Genomic DNA, 16,608 nt, shown 5'->3' with positions numbered 1-16,608 from the left:
AGGCCATGACCGAAATACAGGAGCCTGTCGCCGCTCCCAACCGTTCGCTGGTTCGACGAACCGGGAGGAGCATTCTGCTTGTTCTGGGTGTTTTGCTCGCGACTGCCGCCCTCGTAGTCCTACTCAGCGCTGTCCTGATGAACATGTTCGACAGCGCCGAGCAATGGCAAGCCTGGCGCACCGACCACTATTGGCCGCTCTTTACCTGGCGCCTAATGCTTTATATCGCACTGACCGTTGCCTGGTTCAAATTCAAGGTACGGTTATCGAACTCAGAACGCTCGAAACGGCGCAAAGGCCTGTTGAAGATCGAGATAATGGTGATCTTATTATTTCTGATGGTTGAACTGAGCAAGGTGCTGTATCAGGCAGGGGGTGTTCTGTGACGCTCTACACCAATGACTATTTAGAGTACTACCTGACGTTGGTCGGTTGGATCATCAACAATGGTATCTGGGCGATGATTTCAGATACCGGTCTATTCGCCCTCCCCTTCTGCATCATCGTTATTCGAGAGTGGCTGAAAGTCCGTGGTGAGGGGGCCGATGAGGGCAACAAAGGCGTTCTCTCACTGGCACGTATCGAAACCAATATCTACGTTGGCTACATCGTAGTCGCATTCTTCGCTGTACCAGCCGTCAATGTGAGTTTTGATACCTTGGCATTTGACCAGAGTAGAGCTCAGCAATGTCAATACAACTTACCTAAACCCACAGACACAGGCTGGAACACAACATTCAGCTCACTGGCAGGAAAGAGTGCCCAGATGCCCATGTGGTGGGCATTAATGCATGCATTATCAAAGGGATTAACCAATGGCGCTGTAGCAGCAATTCCCTGCGGGACTGATTTACGGCAAGTACGCATGGAAGTTAGCAACACCAAGATCAACAACCCGCTATTGGCTCAGGAAATTGGCGACTTTACGCACGATTGCTATGGACCCTCCCGTGCCAGATTATTCATGCGCCAACCCGAATTGGGAGCGCAAGGGAATGACCCTCGTTTTGCGCAGGAACTCAGCTGGATTGGTTCGCACTATTTATTGAACACCTCGGGTTATTACGACACGGACTACTCCAAAACTCCAAGGGCATCATGGCCCTATAACGCATCTCGTGATGTGGGTTTACCACAAGTGGGTGGAGGTGGGGGCTATCCAACTTGCAAACAATGGTGGTCAGATAGCGGAGTGGGACTGCGGGACCGTATCAAGGCTCAAGTGTCGCCGGACCTCATGACCAAAATGCTCGGCTGGGCAAAGTGGTTGTCCCCGGACGAAGTCACTGACTCGCTTGTCCGGCAACTGGTCTCGCCGTCGAACCAGGTGAAAGGGGATGTTTATACGGACTACGGGGGACAAATCGACGGAACTGTGTGGAATGGTGCAGCCCGGGCAGCGGGGACTCTCGGGGTTGCATTAGGATCTATGGCCTATTTTCCAGCGATGGACATGGTTCGCCAGGCGCTACCGATGGTCATGGCGTTCTTGAAAATGGCGATGGTGATTTGCATTCCCTTGGTGCTAATCGTCGGGGCTTACCAACTAAAAGTGGCCATGACTATGTCCGTTGTTTTTTTCGCTCTGATATTCGTGGACTTTTGGTTTCAACTGGCTAGATGGGTCGATACCACGATATTGGACGCTTTATATGGAGCCGGTTCTCCGCATTTATCATTTGATCCTGTGATGGGTTTGAACACTGCCACCCAGGACGCAATCTTAAACTTCGTGATGGGCTCGATGTTCATCATCCTGCCAGTGTTTTGGATGGGCGCGCTGGGATGGGCAGGGGTGAGCGCAGGAAAAGCATTGGAAGGCCTTAGCAGCGGAACAAAAGATGTTCAAAAGGCAGGTCAGGAAGGGGTGAATACTGTCAAACGTAGCGTTATGTAACGTAAGGGTCTCATATCATTGATATGAGACCCTTAATCATCGTCGTCTACACGTTGACCAGCAACATAGTACCCATAGCCATCGGGGCCATAGCATTGACCATACTCTATCTGGTTTCTGCGAGGCGTAGGTCTGTGATTCAACGCCCAGAGCCCTCCACCCAAAACCAAGGTAAATACTGCAACGCTGATAATCCCGCTGAAAATGTCTGCAGAAAAATATAGGAGTACGGCAGCCACAACCAGACGCTTGACCCAACGCAGGGTACGGTTCTGACTGCACCAAACGAGGCGCGCAGCCTGACCCAGGCCATAGCCTAAGCGACTTGCTACTCCCTGAGAGGTCTGTGCGGTCATGGTGCGTCTCCTTCTTACCCGGTCTAGGGGCGATTTGACATTACTTATAATACCGATTTTTCTATGCTGCAAGATCATGAGACAAACGGCCTTTGCCTTCAGCACCAGATGCCCCCCTTTCACAACAAAAATGGCCCAAAAGGTAAAAGGTTTTGTAGAAGCGAATGGAATGGTTCACAAGGGTAAAAGCCTTACCCGAAAGGGCCGCTTTCAGCGGGAAAAAGGTCCAATCTCATCAACGCATCTCGCGAGTCGAATAAACTTCAACTAACTCGTCTTCTGTAAAATTACTAAGCAAAGAAAAGTATTCAGCTCTGGACTCAACCGTCAACGGTTGGATAGAACCTAAATTAATAAGAGTTGAAACAGCCTCGTCAGGAGTCATTTCGCTAGTAAGTGGGGCTCTCTGCCCAGAGTAATAAACCTTGTCAGACGCAATAGCTACATCCAGCAGTTCACGTACTTCACCATAACGAGCGGAACGCGCAGCGGTTAGAAACACTCCATCAAAAATGACCAAGACGCTATCAACGTGAGGAATAATATATTTAGCTAAGGCGATAACCAGAGGAAGGTTGTTGTCCCACCTTGCTTCCTCATCATCAAGATCATTCCCTACACTAGCAAAAAGAATGATCTCATCACACTTATTGTCACGTATCAAATCACAAAGTGCCCAAACATTATCTGAGGTTGATTTCGTAGCGTAGCGAAGTGAAACCATCATTTTTTCCTCACATAGTCGATCTGCGGCCCCGTGCCCTTAGACCGAAACGACGATAATTCTGCATTCCTTTCTCCGTCACCACCATAGAAAGATGGCTCTTCGCCAAAAGAAATACCCGAGGCAACCAGTGATCCTTTCCCCTTGCTCGCCCCCCCTTTGATAGGAGAAAAGCCTGCCCCATGAATCATTTACGGAGCAGGCGATGTTCTCTATTTTCCGCCGCAATAAAGCGCTACCCGCCCAAAGCCCCTCCCCTAACGGTTTTATACAGCCGGCCTCTAGCCAAGCACTACTGGCATCGCCGCGCCGTCAGAAACTACTGGAGAACATTTGGCAGCGCGCATCGTTATCTCGCTCACAGTTTGTCGAGCTCTATAGGCGTCCACTTGAGCGCTACGCGGAGTTGGTCCAGCAGCTCCCTGCTTCGCAAAACCACCATCATGCACACCCTGGCGGCATGCTGGATCACGGGCTTGAAATCGTCGCCTATGCCTTGAAAATTCGACAGAGCTACCTGCTTCCTATAGGCGCACCGCCGGAGTCTCAATCAGCACAGGCTGAGGCCTGGACTGCCGCCGCGGCTTACGGCGCTCTGATACACGACCTCGGCAAGATCGCCGTCGACGTGCACGTCGAGCTGGCAGGAGGTAAAACCTGGCACCCGTGGCACGGCCCAATCGATCGTCCCTATCGATTCCGTTACGTGAAAGGACGCAACTACCAACTTCACGGAGCCGCTGCCGCACTGATCTACGCGCAGATCCTCTCCTCAGAAATCTTAGATTGGCTCAGTAATTTCCCCGAAGTGTGGTCGCAGTTAATCTTCATTTTGGCTGGTCAGTACGAACATGCCGGCATTTTGGGAGAGATCGTGGTCAAGGCCGATCAGGCGTCCGTCGCACAGGAGCTCGGTGGAAATCCAGCCCGCGCGCTGTCCGCGCCCAAACAGTCTTTGCAGCGTCAATTAGCAGATGGGTTGCGTCACCTGGTCCGAGATACATTCAAACTGAATCAACCCGATGGACCGTCAGATGGATGGCTGACACAGGATGCTCTTTGGCTGGTTAGCAAGCCTATTGCTGATCAATTGCGAGCCTATTTGCTGACCAAAGGCGTTGAAGGTGTACCCAGTACGAATGCGCCTTTCTTCAACATGCTGCAAGATCAGGGGGTAATCCAAACCAATGCCCAAGACAAGGCAATCTGGAAAGCCACGATAGACAATGGTCGTGGCTGGCGAAACACCTTCACCCTGCTGAAGCTCTCACCGGCACTGATCTGGAATGATCCAAGTGATCGGCCCACAGCTTACGCTGGGACTCTTGAGGTAGAAGCTGGCAACCCGGTAGAAGACTCTGCAGCTGAAAATACCGTCGCCACACCGGCCAAAAAGTTGCCTTCGGAAATTCAATCCAGCCCTGTGCCGGCGCCTTTAGCACCGGCACAGCCATCACCGTTCGAACTACCTCAGCATTCCTCGAGCAGTACAGATGAATTTGACGAGCTACTGGCGCTCCTTGGTAACATCAATGAGCCATCAGAAGACACCAAAAACAAAGCGGTCTCAGCGGCACATACCGCGCCTCCGAAACTGGATGAAATCCAGCCTTCCCAAACCTCCAATCAAGGAGGTGCGCCTTTAGCAATAATCGAAGAAGTCACTCCGATGCCTAGCAATAACACCGAGATCGGTCAGGGATTTGTTGAATGGCTTAAGAAAGGCATCGCATCCCGGACCATCATTATCAACGATACCAAAGCGCTGGTTCATACCGTAGCAGGGACCGCTATGCTGGTAACGCCTGGAATTTTCAAACGCTACGTCCTTGAATTCCCCCATATCGAACAGCAAGCCAAAGTACAGCAAGTCAGCGCCTGGCAGCTGGTTCAACGTAGTTTCGAGAAACAGAAACTTCATCGAAAAACGCATAAGAGTTTGAATATTTGGACCTGTGACGTTGTTGGACCTCGAAAATCCAAGCAGCTCAAGGGGTACTTACTACTAGACCCGCGAACAATCTTCTCTGAGGTCCCTTTCGACAATATCAGCCTGTCCTTGAAGTCAGAAGCAACGGAGCCGCCACAATGACGACGCCCTCGAATCTGACGGAGGAATACATCTTTGCCCATGATCTGCGGCCTGCCAGTGCAAAGATCTATCGCGCCTCGACCAAAGCACTACTCAAGCATTTCCGAACGGCCTCAGTTGAGGAGATCGATCATCGTGCGGTTCTGACATGGCGAAAAAAAGTCCTTGAGAACGGATTATCCAAACGCAGCTGGAACACCTATTCAAATCACCTTCGAACTGTTTGGGGCTACGCCATAGAACACGGCCTGATGACCCATACCACGATCAACCCATTCAAGAAAACCAGCGTTATCCCACCAAAGCGAGCCAGCAAGACAATCAATGGAGACGCCATCCAACGAGCACGCAACTGGCTCATATCCCTTGTAGGCCAAGAACGTTGTACGCATGAACGTAGCCAGATCACACCTGCCTGGTTCTGGCTCAGCGTCTTCGAGATGTTTTATTACACAGGCATACGTCTGAATGCCCTGCTGTGCCTGCGTTACAAAGATATCGACTGGGACAGCCAGATGATCTTGGTCCGCGGTGAAACAGAGAAGACCCATCGGGAGTTTTTCCTCCCCATTATGGAAGGACTCGCTCCACACTTATCCAGGATCTTGGGGGAGGCCGAGAAAATCGGTTTTTCACCAGACGATCAGCTGTTCAACGTCAACAGATTCTCTCGTCACTTCCATGGCAAGGAAATGAACATCGACCAGGTGGAGTCAATGTACGGCAAGCTCACCGATAAGATCGGCGTGCGCATGACCCCTCACCGCTTCAGGCACACATTAGCAACAGACTTGATGAAGCAGCCTGAGCGAAACATTCATCTCACGAAAAGCCTGCTGAATCATTCGAATCTAGCGACAACGATGAATTACATAGAGGCGGACTACGACCATATGCGTGCTGTTCTACATGAGCGGAGTCGGGCTCAGGGCGCTCTGAGCCGAGTGACACGGGTTGATCCAAGTGGCAAACCCTCTGCCCCCTTACCCGCCAAAATAGGTGTGCATTCACAGGAAACCGCTCAACCAGAGCCCAAGAAGCTGCCAGCTCCACAACAATCTAGCAGCACAGAGGTCAGTATTGATCGGCGGACCAAGTCGACTGGCCGAAGCGCGCTACAGAAGGCTCTCGAGCTCGCATCTGCGCAACTGCATCGCGAGTCAATGACATGCTCTATGGACCCACCAGTAGATCAAGTAGAGCAGAGTCTACTATTGACGCTAATGGCGAGCGGGCTTGGTGTCGGCACATTCAGGAAACGCACCTCAACTGAGCATTCAATGCGAAGCTCATCATTTTCCAGAGCATCGCCCTAGTACGCTCATAATCAAAGCGCACTGGCTATAGGGAATTCTGGTTGGCCAGAGGCTTTCGCATGCCCGGAATAAAGAACCAGGTCGAAATCCGGATTTTTTCCAGACGAACGGTACGACTTTGCTCAAGGCACAAAAAAAGGCGTCATAAAGACGCCTTTTTCATTAAATATGGTCGGGGTAGGGGGATTCGAACTCCCGACATCCTGCTCCCAAAGCAGGCGCGCTACCGGACTGCGCTATACCCCGGAATGCGCATCGCAAAGCCTATGCACATTGACATCATGACGAACCGAAACTACTGTTCGCCTCAGACGGCTGCATGTCTACGGCGATATCTAAGTGCTGTAACACTTTCCAAAACCGTAAAACCGCCTCTATCAGAGCTAGAACCTCTGATTCTAAGATTTGATTCCAGCGTCAACTGGTCTCAAAAATGGTGGGTCGTGTGGGATTCGAACCTACGACCAATTGGTTAAAAGCCAACTGCTCTACCAACTGAGCTAACGACCCAAATATGGTCGGGGTAAGGGGATTCGAACTCCTGACATCCTGCTCCCAAAGCAGGCGCGCTACCGGACTGCGCTATACCCCGGTTTTGAAATTGGCTCCGTGACCAGGACTCGAACCTGGGACCCAATGATTAACAGTCATTTGCTCTACCGACTGAGCTATCACGGAACTACATATTTCAAATGTACAACTTTTACTGCTGTGTAACCTTCTCTTCGACTTGCCCGTATCGCTACGTTCATGTGTCTGAGGCGCGCTATTCTACAATCTTAAAAACCCCTGTCAACCCTTTAAATTGCTTTTAAGACAATGATTTGCGCTTGTTTCTGATTTCTTCTTGGGGAGAAGAAACCCGTGGGCTGACGTTGCTGCGGGGCGCACTTTACAAGCCTTTGCCTTACAGTTCAACGCCCTATCGAAAAAAAAGGCCTCGCAATGCGAGGCCTTCTCTTATTACCCAGCAGTTGGGGCTCAGTGGAAGACGATTTCGTCGTTTTCCACCGTTGCCGTGACGCTGGTCCCTGGCATAAAGCTACCCGACAGGATCAGCTGGGCCAGCGGGTTCTCGATCCAGCGCTGGATCGCACGTTTCAACGGCCGTGCGCCATACACCGGGTCGTAACCCACCGCGATCAGCTTGTCCAACGCCTCCTGGCTCAGGTCCAGCGACAACTCGCGCTCGGTCAGACGGCCACGCAGACGACCCAGTTGGATCTCGGTGATGCCCGCAATCTGATCCCGTGCCAAAGGCTCAAAGATCACCACTTCATCGACACGGTTAATGAATTCCGGGCGGAAGTGCGTGGTCAACGCATCCATCACCGCCGCACGCTGGGCTTCACGGTCGCCCACCAATTCCTGGATCTGCGCCGAGCCCAGGTTGGAGGTCATCACGATCACCGTGTTGCGGAAGTCCACCGTACGCCCGTGGCTGTCGGTCAGGCGGCCATCCTCCAGCACTTGCAAGAGGATGTTGAACACATCCGGGTGCGCCTTCTCGACCTCATCCAGCAGGATCACCGAGTAAGGCTTACGCCGCACGGCTTCGGTCAGGTAACCACCCTCCTCGTAGCCCACATAGCCTGGTGGAGCGCCAATCAGGCGAGCCACCGAGTGCTTCTCCATGAACTCAGACATGTCGATTCGCACCATGGCCTCTTCAGTATCAAAGAGGAACTCGGCCAAGGCCTTGCACAGCTCGGTCTTACCCACACCGGTCGGGCCGAGGAACATGAACGAGCCGCTCGGACGATTCGGGTCGGACAAACCGGCCCGGGAGCGCCGCACCGCATTGGACACCGCCACCACGGCCTCTTCCTGACCGATGACACGCTGGTGCAACAGGCTTTCCATTTTCAGCAGCTTGTCGCGCTCGCCTTCGAGCATCTTCGACACCGGGATACCGGTCCACTTGGAGACGACTTCGGCAATTTCTTCCTCGGTCACCTTGCTGCGCAGCAACTGGTTCTCGCTTTTGCCGTGCTGGTCGACCATCTGCAGGCTGCGCTCCAGGTCCGGGATCACCCCATACTGCAATTCGGCCATGCGGTTCAGGTCGCCTTTACGGCGGGCAGCTTCAAGTTCCTGCCGCGACTGCTCGATCTTTTGCTGGATCTGGGCAGAGCCCTGTACTTCGGCTTTTTCCGAGGTCCAGATTTCTTCCAGGTCCGAATACTCACGTTCCAGACGGACGATTTCTTCCTGGAGTTTTTCCAGGCGTTTCTTCGCCGCGTCGTCTTCTTCTTTCTTCAGGGCCTGGGACTCAACTTTCAGTTGAATCAGGCGCCGGTCCAGACGGTCGAGCACTTCCGGCTTGGAGTCGATTTCCATGCGGATACGGCTGGCCGCCTCGTCAATCAAGTCGATGGCCTTGTCGGGCAACTGACGGTCGGTGATATAGCGATGGCTCAATTTGGCCGCCGCAATGATCGCGCCGTCGGTGATCGCCACCTTGTGGTGGACCTCATAACGCTCTTTCAGGCCACGCAGGATGGCGATGGTGTCTTCTTCGCTCGGCTCTTCCACAAGCACTTTCTGGAAGCGACGCTCAAGGGCCGCGTCCTTTTCAATGTACTGGCGGTATTCGTTGAGCGTGGTCGCACCGACGCAGTGCAACTCACCGCGCGCCAAAGCGGGTTTGAGCATGTTGCCGGCGTCCATCGAGCCTTCGCCTTTGCCGGCACCGACCATGGTGTGCAGTTCGTCGATAAACAGAATGATCTGCCCTTCCTGCTTCGACAGCTCATTGAGCAGGGATTTCAGGCGTTCTTCGAACTCGCCACGGAACTTGGCACCGGCGATCAACGACCCCATGTCCAGGGACAGCAGGCGCTTGCCTTTGAGGCCGTCCGGCACTTCTCCGTTGATGATGCGCTGGGCCAGCCCTTCGGCAATCGCGGTTTTACCCACGCCAGGCTCACCGATCAATACCGGGTTGTTCTTGGTACGACGTTGCAGCACCTGGATGGTGCGACGGATTTCATCGTCACGGCCGATTACCGGGTCAAGCTTGCCCTCTTCGGCGCGCTTGGTCAGGTCAACGGTGTATTTATCCAGGGCCTGGCGCGACTCCTCGTGGTTGGGGTCGTTCACCGCATCGCCGCCACGCAGGTTGTTGATGGCGTTTTCCAGGGCTTTCTTGCTCACGCCCTGGCCCAGCAACAATTTGCCGAGCTTGCTGTTCTCGTCCATGGCGGCGAGCAGCACCAGTTCACTGGAGATGAACTGGTCACCTTTCTGCTGGGCCAGGCGGTCTGCCTGGTTAAGCAGGCGCGCCAGATCCTGCGACATATTCACGTCGCCGGTAGGATTTTGGATTTTCGGCAGTTGGTCGAGCTCTTTGCTCAACTCCTTGCGCAGGCTGTTGACGTCAAAGCCCACCTGCATCAGCAAGGGTTTGATTGAACCACCTTGCTGTTCCAGAAGCGCCTGCATCAAGTGCGCAGGCTCAATGGCCGGGTGGTCGAGGCCCACCGCCAAGGATTGAGAGTCAGACAGTGCCAACTGCAATTTGCTGGTTAAACGATCAATACGCATTAGTCACCTTCCTTTTGAGCAGGCCGGAGCTATAAAACATCCTGAATGAAGAAACCTGCCAGATACCCCTATAGATGGGGAGGATTCTGCAAGATTCAAGCGAGCGATGGTCGATATGGACCGGGTTTGACCCAGGTCAAGAGAGTCTAGCGTTCAAGCCAGATAAGCGAGGCGAAACGTCCGGTGCGGGGGCTGCGCCGGTAAGAAAAGAAGCGCGGGTCGGTCACCGTGCAGAACCCACCACCATAAACAGCCATGACACCGCGCGCGGCGAGACGCAAGCGGGCGAGCTTATAGATGTCGGCCATGAACTTGCCGGGGTTGCGGCTGGGCACAAAGGCTTCGGCAGTGGCCGGCAGTTGCTGCATGAAGGCTTCACGCACTTCCGGGCCGACTTCAAAAGCTTGCGGACCAATCGCCGGGCCGAGCCAGACCAATACGTCATCAGGCTGGGCATCGAGGCTTTCGAACGCCGCTTCCAGGACGCCCGCCGCCAGCCCACGCCAACCGGCATGAGCAGCAGCCACACGGGTACCAGCACGGTTGCAGAACAACGCAGGCAGGCAATCGGCGGTCATGGAGGTGCAGGCGATGCCGGGGGTGCTGGTCCAGCTGCCATCCGCTTCGGCGGTGCGCGACGGATCGGCCTCAACCACGGTGATTCCGTGGACTTGGCGCAACCAGGCAGGCTGTATGTCGAATACGTCGGTCAGACGACGGCGATTTTCAAGGACGGCCTTCAGGCTGTCCTCTACATGATCGCCCAGGTTGAGGCTGTCGAACGGCGCCAGGCTGACGCCGCCCGCACGCGTAGTGACGCAGGCTTTGACCTGGGCCGGCGCGGGCCAGTCAGGTATCAGCCAGTCACTCACCCGACAAACGCCTCGCGATCCTGCTTGAGCAACGACAACAACCAGACCAGATCGTCCGGCAGAGGCGATTCCCAGCTCATCCGCTTACCGCTCGTCGGATGGTCCAGCTCCAGGAAGCGTGCGTGCAGTGCCTGGCGCGGGAAGGTTTTCAACGACTCAACCATGGTTGCGCTGGCCGCCGGTGGAATACGGAAGCGCCCGCCGTAGGCCGGATCACCGACCAACGGGAAGTTGATATGCGCCATATGGACGCGAATCTGGTGGGTACGCCCGGTCTCCAGCTTGACCCGCACATGGGTGTGGGAGCGAAAACGCTCGAGCACACGGTAGTGGCTCACGGCCTGCTTGCCGCCCTCCATCACCGCCATACGCTGGCGCTGCTGGCCGTGACGACCGATTGGCGCGTTGATCTTGCCACCCGCCACCACCACGCCGATCACGATGCATTCGTAGATCCGGCTGACGCTGCGGCTCTGCAATTGTGTGACCAACTGCGTCTGAGCCTGAATGGTCTTGGCCACCACCATCAAGCCGGTGGTGTCCTTGTCCAGACGGTGCACGATGCCGCAGCGCGGGACGTTGATGATGTCCGGCACATGGTGCAACAGGGCATTGAGCAAGGTGCCATCAGCGTGCCCGGCCGCCGGGTGAACCACCAGGCCTGCGGGTTTGTTGATGACCAGGATGTCGTCGTCTTCATAGACGATATCCAGCTCGATGTCTTGGGCGACCCATTCTCCCTGGGCTTCCTGCTCGGCAGTCAGCTCAAGAATCGCACCGCCATGGACTATGTCTCGCGGGCGGATAACCGCTCCATCCACAGTCAGGCGGCCGTCTTTGATCCAGGCGGAAAGGCGCGAGCGCGAGTGCTCAGCGAATAATTGTGCGGCGACTTGATCGAGGCGTTGGCCGCCCAATTCGGACGGCACCTCTGCGCGAAGTTCAATTTTATCGGACATGCTCAGACTAGGCGTGGCGTAGCCTTTGGTTTCGGCTGCGCGCTTGTGGTTAAATACGGCGTCTTTTGCCCCGAGGCTTTCAACGGGGCGCTCATCATAACAGGACGGCCCCGCCCAAGACAGCGGCCGTCATAGGGACGCAAGCCGCCATGCAAGTGAAACACCTGCTGCTGATCGCCATCCTCGCCATGACTGCTGCTTGCTCGTCAACAAAGGACGTCGTCGACGAAAACCTGAGCGAAGTCGAGTTGTACCAACTGGCTCAGAAAGACCTGGACAACAATAGCTACACCAGCGCCACAGCGAAGCTGAAGGCACTGGAGTCGCGCTATCCGTTCGGGCGTTATGCCGACCAGGCCCAGCTCGAACTGATCTACGCCAACTACAAGAACGCCGAGCCGGAAGCCGCCAAGTCCGCCGCCGAGCGTTTCATCCGCCTGCATCCGCAGCACCCGAACGTCGACTACGCCTACTACATGAAGGGCCTGACTTCGTTCGACCAGGACGTCGGCCTGCTGGCGCGCTTCCTGCCGCTGGACATGACCAAGCGTGACCCGGGCGCTGCCCGCGACTCCTACAACGAGTTCGCCCAGCTGACCAGCCGCTACCCCAACAGCCGCTACGCGCCGGACGCCAAGCAGCGCATGATCTACCTGCGCAACCTGCTGGCGTCCTACGAGATCCACGTGGCTCACTACTACCTGACGCGTCAGGCCTACGTAGCAGCCGCCAACCGTGGCCGTTATGTTGTCGAAAACTTCCAGGAAACCCCTTCCGTGGGTGACGGCCTGGCCGTGATGACCGAGGCTTACCAGCGTCTGCACTTGGACGAGCTGGCCAGCACCAGCCTGGAAACCCTCAAGCTCAACTACCCGGACCACCCAAGCCTGAAAGACGGCCAGTTCGTGCCTCAGGTTGCTGAAGCCGACAACCGTTCGTGGCTGAGCAAGTACACCCTGGGCCTGATCGAGTCCCGTCCACCGCTGCCGCCGGGCGAAACCCGCGCCAACCAGGACGTGATCAAGCAGTTCCAGGACGCCAAGGAAGCCATTCCTTCGGAGCTCAAGCCCCACGACGAGAACGGCGACGTAATCGAAGAGGAAGAGCCACAAGCCCAGGGCAACAACCAGGACCGCTCGTGGTTCAGCTACATGACCTTCGGTGTGTTCGACTGATTGCACCCTGCGTCATCAAAAAGGAGCCTTTCGAGGCTCCTTTTTTGTGGGCGGTATTATTGCGCTGTGCGCCTGACACGTCCTTGGCTAAACTGGCGCATTCCTCGTCGAGAAACTGTCCATCATGCTTCGTTTATTGTTCTGGATTGCCGTCATTGCCGCCGCAGTATGGTTCTGGCGCAAATTCAAAAGCCCGGCCGCTAAACAGCAACGCGCCAGTGAACCTGGCGCTGCCCTGATGGTGCGCTGCGCCCACTGCGGCGTGCACTTGCCGCAGGATCGCGCCTTGAGCTCACGCCAGGAGTGGTATTGCACCCAGGCGCACTTGGAGCAAGGGCCGAAGTCTATCCAGCGTTGATCCGACCTTCGGGCGCATAAGGCGCCGGGTCGATGATCGGCGCACGCATCAGCAGCAAATCGGCAAACAACTGGCAGGACGCCGGCGCGAGCACCAGGCCGTTGCGGTAATGCCCGCAGTTGAGCCACAACCCCTTGAAGCCCGGTACCGGGCCGATGTAAGGAATGCCCTCCGGCGAACCGGGGCGCAATCCGGCCCAATGCCCGACGACTTCGGCGTCCGCCAGCGCGGGAATCAACTCCACCGCTGACGCCTTGAGGCTTTCAAGCGCCTTGTCGGTGGGCGTCTTATCGAAACCTTCATGCTCCAGGGTACTGCCGATCAGGATATGCCCGTCACGCCGAGGGATTGCATAACGCCCCTTGGCCAGCACCATGCTCGACAAGAAGTCCGAGGCGCATTTGTACAGAATCATCTGGCCTTTGACTGGCTCCACCGGAAGCAACAAACCCAGGGTGCCAAGCAACTCACCGCTCCAGGCTCCCGCCGCCAGTACCACCTGGTCGCCAAGAACCGGGCCCTGCGCCGTGTTCACACCCACCACGCTACCGGCGTCCACGACAAACCCGGTCACTTCGCACTGCTCATGAAGGGTCACGCCGGGTAACGCCAGCAGCGCTGCCTTGAGGGATTTGACCAAGCGCGGGTTGCGCACATTGGCGACGTTGGCCATATAGATCGCCTGGGAATACCCGCCCCCCAGCACCGGAACAGCGTCATGGGCGGCCGAGATGTCCACTTTACTCAGTGGACGGCCTTCCCGTGCCGCCCAGGCCAGGGCTTCGGCTTCATCGTCCAGGTCCAGCCAGTACAGCCCTGTGGTGTGCACCTCTGGGTCGACACCCGTCGCAGCAAACAAGTGCTCCGCCAGTTGTGGATAAAAATCCTGTGACCAATGGGCCAGCGCCGTGACCGCCGGGCTATAGCGCCACGGATACAAGGGCGAGACGATGCCACCACCGGCCCAGGATGACTCCTGCCCCAATCCCGCGCGCTCCAGCAGCACAACCGCCTGCCCTTGGGTGGCCAGGTTGAATGCCGTCAACAAGCCGATGACTCCGCCACCGACAATCACCACTTGCTGTTGCTTAGCCATCATTTGATCCAGCCGATAAATAGGAACAAGCGCGCCCGGCGCCCAATCATCCAGAACCCTCATCATTGCCCCCAGCACAGCTTGCGGGACATGTCAGGTGCCGCGCCCGGATTCGTCCGCGCGCCCGTGCCGGTCAGGCCGAAGTCGCCGCAAGGGTCACCGGCCATCACCGAATCGACGACCGGCGTGGCCAGCAGCTGAAAATCCTGGGGGTTCAATGCAGCGGTGATTCTATAGCGATCATTGCCCCCACTGACGCTGCTTGCGTCAATAAAAGTGCCGTTCCTCGCATAAAATCGCTCCAGGTAGTGAGCCTGCTCGGTCAATAGCGCGACGATCTCAGCGCGATACACCTTTTTGAGGTGGCCGGTATACCCAGGGTAAGCAATCCCGGCCAGGACCGCGGTGATCGCCACGGCGATGAGTAGCTCGATCAGGGTAAAGCCTTGGCTGTCCATGCCCATTCAAATTGCTCCTTATGTGCGTCTATTGAAGTTGTCGCCATGCCACTCGCCGAAAACGCGAATTGCCCTCCTGTTCTGTCCGCGCGTAGACGCTCTCCAATACTGTGCGCAATTGGCCGCTTAGCCCGACTGCCGTCACTCGATATACCGCCGCCGGCGTTTGCGGTGGCAGGTGCGCCAGCCCTACAGCCGGCCCCAGGAATTGAATGCCGTACAGACCGCCTGTCAGTGCAACCCAGGTGACGCCCGAACCAGGGTCCACTCCGGGCGCAAGCACCGAAAAGGCCGCCTGCGGTGGCGCACAGGTGATAATCGACCGGCACAAGGGCAGTGTCGAAAATGACTGTTGTATCGCTGACTCTCCGCGCCTCAAGCCACTCTCGGCACTTTGCAGCGACTGATTACGGTGCCAGAGGCTGCCCGTGATCTTTTGCTGAATGACCGCGCCCTGCATCGATGACAAACCGATCAGCGACAACAGCAACAAGAACACCAGGCTGATCAGCAGCACCATGCCGGCCTGGCGGAAACGAATCGCCTTTGTGAGCACCATGGCCGCCCTACCCCACACGGTTACGCAACGCCGCCACGACGCTGTAGGTTTGATCTTTGACCCGGCCGCCCGGGTCTTGCAGGGTCATCAGGATGCGCACACTGCGTATCAGCGACGCGTCGGCCGGCCTGGCGTCGTAGCGCTCCACCTCCATCGAGGTGGGCTTGGCGGCCACGCCAAAACTGAGATCGAACGCCTGCACGTTATCCACCAGTACCGCCTTGGCGGGCGAGGCAGGCGTGCTGACCTTCAATTGGCCCGCTTCGAAGGTGTAGGTCAGCTGACGCAGTGCAAAACGGATCTGTCCAGGGGCTGGCGCGGGGGCGTTTCCGGTATAGGCCTGGGCGGTCCCGGTGCAATCGGACAATACCGTCCAGTCCGGCTTACCATTCCCATCACCGACATCCGTGGTCACCAGCGTCAGCGATTGTGAATACCCCCCGACGCTCCAGCTGACCGGCCGATCAAAAGCCGGTGGAGCATTCTCGATAAACCCGATGGCCAAACAGCCAAACATGCCCGCCTGACGGATATCCTGGAGCATCTTGCCCAGCACAAACCGCGCATCATCCTGCAGCAACAGAGCGGCCTGCTGGCTGGCGTGGGTGGTGTTGGCGTTGATCGCCACCTGGCTGACACCGAGGACCAGCACCAACCCCAAGGCCAGAGCCAGCAGCAACTCCACCAGGCTGAAACCTCGAGCTCGCCGCCTCACTGCGCCACCGCCGGCTCATCGCCTATGCGGCTGGTCAGGGTGAAGGTTTCCCGGGCACCCGGCCTGTTTGTGCCTCGACTGTCGTCCCAGCTGATACTGACGACCACCTCACGCCCACTGATCGACACCGAGCCTTTGGCGCTCTCCCCGGCAAATCCGAGAATATTGGCCTCGAAATCGTGCAGGTCCAGGTCGCGCACGTTGGCGGTAGCGGTATTGGCCAGCGCACGCTCAGCTCGGCCCCACGTGTAATCGGCGGCGGCATTGGCGCGGATTCGGTCGAGCATGTCGTAGGCAATGAAACTGGCCTGACTGGTCATTCTGGAACTGTCCGTGTATTTGAGCGCATTGAGCTGGATCACCGCCGCGCCCAGCAGGCCGATGGCCAGAATCAGTACCGAGACCAGCACCTCGATCAGCGTCATGCCGGTTTGTTGCCGGGTTAAGACGTGGGGCAAACAGGTATTCGTGCAGACAAGCATTAC

At 56.5% G+C, this 16,608-nt stretch carries 16 protein-coding genes and 4 tRNA genes; 6 read left to right on the top strand and 14 right to left on the bottom strand.

Translation table 11 applies throughout. The annotated features are described in order from the left end of the window. Positions 1-5 precede the first annotated feature (5 nt). Together ACI512_RS07375 and ACI512_RS07370 are read left to right on the top strand one after the other, a co-directional pair. A complete protein-coding gene (locus tag ACI512_RS07375) occupies positions 6-386 on the top strand; it encodes a hypothetical protein (protein WP_008432858.1) in 381 nt (126 codons plus the stop codon). Further along, positions 383-1,897 carry a conjugal transfer protein TraG N-terminal domain-containing protein gene (locus tag ACI512_RS07370; RefSeq protein WP_405121727.1) on the top strand — a complete coding sequence of 505 codons (1,515 nt, stop codon included), beginning with the start codon at positions 383-385 and terminating at the stop codon, positions 1,895-1,897. Before ACI512_RS07375 ends, ACI512_RS07370 begins: the two co-directional genes overlap by 4 nt. A 32-nt stretch (positions 1,898-1,929) precedes the next feature. On the opposite strand, the gene ACI512_RS07365 is transcribed toward ACI512_RS07370, so the two are convergent. Both ACI512_RS07365 and ACI512_RS07360 read right to left on the bottom strand, forming a co-directional pair. Beyond that, the gene (locus ACI512_RS07365) at positions 1,930-2,253 is read right to left on the bottom strand and encodes a hypothetical protein (protein ID WP_008432855.1); all 324 of its coding nucleotides are present in this window, start codon (positions 2,251-2,253) and stop codon (positions 1,930-1,932) included. Between the two features lie 235 nt (positions 2,254-2,488). Next, a complete protein-coding gene (locus ACI512_RS07360; RefSeq protein ID WP_405121726.1) occupies positions 2,489-2,977 on the bottom strand; it encodes a hypothetical protein in 489 nt (162 codons plus the stop codon). A 205-nt stretch (positions 2,978-3,182) separates the two neighbouring features. Here ACI512_RS07360 and mobH point away from each other — a divergent pair, with 205 nt between their 5' ends. Together mobH and xerC are read left to right on the top strand one after the other, a co-directional pair. Continuing rightward, positions 3,183-5,069: a MobH family relaxase gene (mobH, locus tag ACI512_RS07355; protein WP_008432854.1), complete on the top strand. Its 1,887-nt coding sequence runs from the start codon at positions 3,183-3,185 to the stop codon at positions 5,067-5,069. Beyond that, a complete protein-coding gene (gene xerC / locus ACI512_RS07350; protein ID WP_008432853.1) occupies positions 5,066-6,385 on the top strand; it encodes a tyrosine recombinase XerC in 1,320 nt (439 codons plus the stop codon). Before mobH ends, xerC begins: the two co-directional genes overlap by 4 nt. Before the next feature lie 169 nt (positions 6,386-6,554). On the opposite strand, the gene ACI512_RS07345 is transcribed toward xerC, so the two are convergent. The 7 genes from ACI512_RS07345 to rluD all read right to left on the bottom strand — a co-directional run bounded on the left by ACI512_RS07345 (position 6,555) and on the right by rluD (position 11,762). After that, a tRNA-Pro gene (locus tag ACI512_RS07345) sits at positions 6,555-6,631 on the bottom strand. A gap of 188 nt (positions 6,632-6,819) precedes the next feature. Continuing rightward, positions 6,820-6,895, bottom strand: a tRNA-Lys gene (locus tag ACI512_RS07340). 5 nt (positions 6,896-6,900) lie between these two features. Continuing rightward, positions 6,901-6,977, bottom strand: a tRNA-Pro gene (locus ACI512_RS07335). Between the two features lie 10 nt (positions 6,978-6,987). After that, positions 6,988-7,063: transfer RNA gene (locus ACI512_RS07330), tRNA-Asn, on the bottom strand. A gap of 303 nt (positions 7,064-7,366) precedes the next feature. Beyond that, positions 7,367-9,931, bottom strand: coding sequence for an ATP-dependent chaperone ClpB (gene clpB, locus ACI512_RS07325; protein WP_012722152.1), 2,565 nt, complete (start codon positions 9,929-9,931; stop codon positions 7,367-7,369). 146 nt (positions 9,932-10,077) lie between these two features. Further along, positions 10,078-10,803: a peptidoglycan editing factor PgeF gene (gene pgeF / locus ACI512_RS07320; protein ID WP_231809460.1), complete on the bottom strand. Its 726-nt coding sequence runs from the start codon at positions 10,801-10,803 to the stop codon at positions 10,078-10,080. After that, positions 10,800-11,762 carry a 23S rRNA pseudouridine(1911/1915/1917) synthase RluD gene (gene rluD, locus ACI512_RS07315; RefSeq protein WP_010565584.1) on the bottom strand — a complete coding sequence of 321 codons (963 nt, stop codon included), beginning with the start codon at positions 11,760-11,762 and terminating at the stop codon, positions 10,800-10,802. The genes pgeF and rluD overlap by 4 nt, the downstream gene beginning before the upstream one ends. 149 nt (positions 11,763-11,911) lie before the next feature. On the opposite strand from rluD, the gene ACI512_RS07310 reads away from it, so the two are divergent. Next, positions 11,912-12,937, top strand: coding sequence for an outer membrane protein assembly factor BamD (locus ACI512_RS07310; protein ID WP_012722150.1), 1,026 nt, complete (start codon positions 11,912-11,914; stop codon positions 12,935-12,937). A 124-nt stretch (positions 12,938-13,061) separates the two neighbouring features. Next, complete coding sequence (locus ACI512_RS07305) at positions 13,062-13,295, top strand: PP0621 family protein (protein ID WP_046034087.1); 234 nt, start codon at positions 13,062-13,064, stop codon at positions 13,293-13,295. Here the strand turns inward: ACI512_RS07305 and thiO are convergent. The 5 genes from thiO to pilV form a co-directional block, all read right to left on the bottom strand. Further along, a complete protein-coding gene (gene thiO / locus ACI512_RS07300) occupies positions 13,282-14,391 on the bottom strand; it encodes a glycine oxidase ThiO (protein WP_236379152.1) in 1,110 nt (369 codons plus the stop codon). The two genes, ACI512_RS07305 and thiO, sit on opposite strands and share 14 nt — an antisense overlap. A gap of 62 nt (positions 14,392-14,453) precedes the next feature. Next, the gene (locus tag ACI512_RS07295; protein WP_046034090.1) at positions 14,454-14,855 is read right to left on the bottom strand and encodes a type IV pilin protein; all 402 of its coding nucleotides are present in this window, start codon (positions 14,853-14,855) and stop codon (positions 14,454-14,456) included. A 22-nt stretch (positions 14,856-14,877) separates the two neighbouring features. Continuing rightward, a complete protein-coding gene (locus ACI512_RS07290; protein ID WP_064054942.1) occupies positions 14,878-15,408 on the bottom strand; it encodes a PilX N-terminal domain-containing pilus assembly protein in 531 nt (176 codons plus the stop codon). Between the two features lie 7 nt (positions 15,409-15,415). Beyond that, positions 15,416-16,123 carry a prepilin-type N-terminal cleavage/methylation domain-containing protein gene (locus ACI512_RS07285; protein ID WP_236379150.1) on the bottom strand — a complete coding sequence of 236 codons (708 nt, stop codon included), beginning with the start codon at positions 16,121-16,123 and terminating at the stop codon, positions 15,416-15,418. After that, a complete protein-coding gene (gene pilV / locus ACI512_RS07280; protein WP_236379149.1) occupies positions 16,120-16,605 on the bottom strand; it encodes a type IV pilus modification protein PilV in 486 nt (161 codons plus the stop codon). Before pilV ends, ACI512_RS07285 begins: the two co-directional genes overlap by 4 nt. Positions 16,606-16,608 lie beyond the last annotated feature (3 nt).

This window comes from Pseudomonas petroselini (assembly GCF_045037875.1).
Lineage (GTDB): Bacteria > Pseudomonadota > Gammaproteobacteria > Pseudomonadales > Pseudomonadaceae > Aquipseudomonas > Aquipseudomonas petroselini.
The sequence above is the reverse complement of the archived record's forward strand: the minus strand, read 5'-3'. Positions and strand labels throughout refer to the sequence as shown.

Bases quoted from the DNA above. Each gene is read 5' to 3' on its own strand.
- ACI512_RS07375 (WP_008432858.1), top strand. From the start codon at position 6: ATGACCGAAATACAGGAGCCTGTCGCCGCTCCCAACCGTTCGCTGGTT.
- ACI512_RS07365 (WP_008432855.1), bottom strand. From the start codon at position 2,253: ATGACCGCACAGACCTCTCAGGGAGTAGCAAGTCGCTTAGGCTATGGC.
- ACI512_RS07360 (WP_405121726.1), bottom strand. From the start codon at position 2,977: ATGGTTTCACTTCGCTACGCTACGAAATCAACCTCAGATAATGTTTGG.
- mobH (WP_008432854.1), top strand. From the start codon at position 3,183: ATGTTCTCTATTTTCCGCCGCAATAAAGCGCTACCCGCCCAAAGCCCC.
- xerC (WP_008432853.1), top strand. From the start codon at position 5,066: ATGACGACGCCCTCGAATCTGACGGAGGAATACATCTTTGCCCATGAT.
- clpB (WP_012722152.1), bottom strand. From the start codon at position 9,931: ATGCGTATTGATCGTTTAACCAGCAAATTGCAGTTGGCACTGTCTGAC.
- rluD (WP_010565584.1), bottom strand. From the start codon at position 11,762: ATGTCCGATAAAATTGAACTTCGCGCAGAGGTGCCGTCCGAATTGGGC.
- ACI512_RS07310 (WP_012722150.1), top strand. From the start codon at position 11,912: ATGCAAGTGAAACACCTGCTGCTGATCGCCATCCTCGCCATGACTGCT.
- ACI512_RS07305 (WP_046034087.1), top strand. From the start codon at position 13,062: ATGCTTCGTTTATTGTTCTGGATTGCCGTCATTGCCGCCGCAGTATGG.
- thiO (WP_236379152.1), bottom strand. From the start codon at position 14,391: ATGGCTAAGCAACAGCAAGTGGTGATTGTCGGTGGCGGAGTCATCGGC.
- ACI512_RS07295 (WP_046034090.1), bottom strand. From the start codon at position 14,855: ATGGGCATGGACAGCCAAGGCTTTACCCTGATCGAGCTACTCATCGCC.
- ACI512_RS07290 (WP_064054942.1), bottom strand. From the start codon at position 15,408: ATGGTGCTCACAAAGGCGATTCGTTTCCGCCAGGCCGGCATGGTGCTG.
- pilV (WP_236379149.1), bottom strand. From the start codon at position 16,605: ATGCTTGTCTGCACGAATACCTGTTTGCCCCACGTCTTAACCCGGCAA.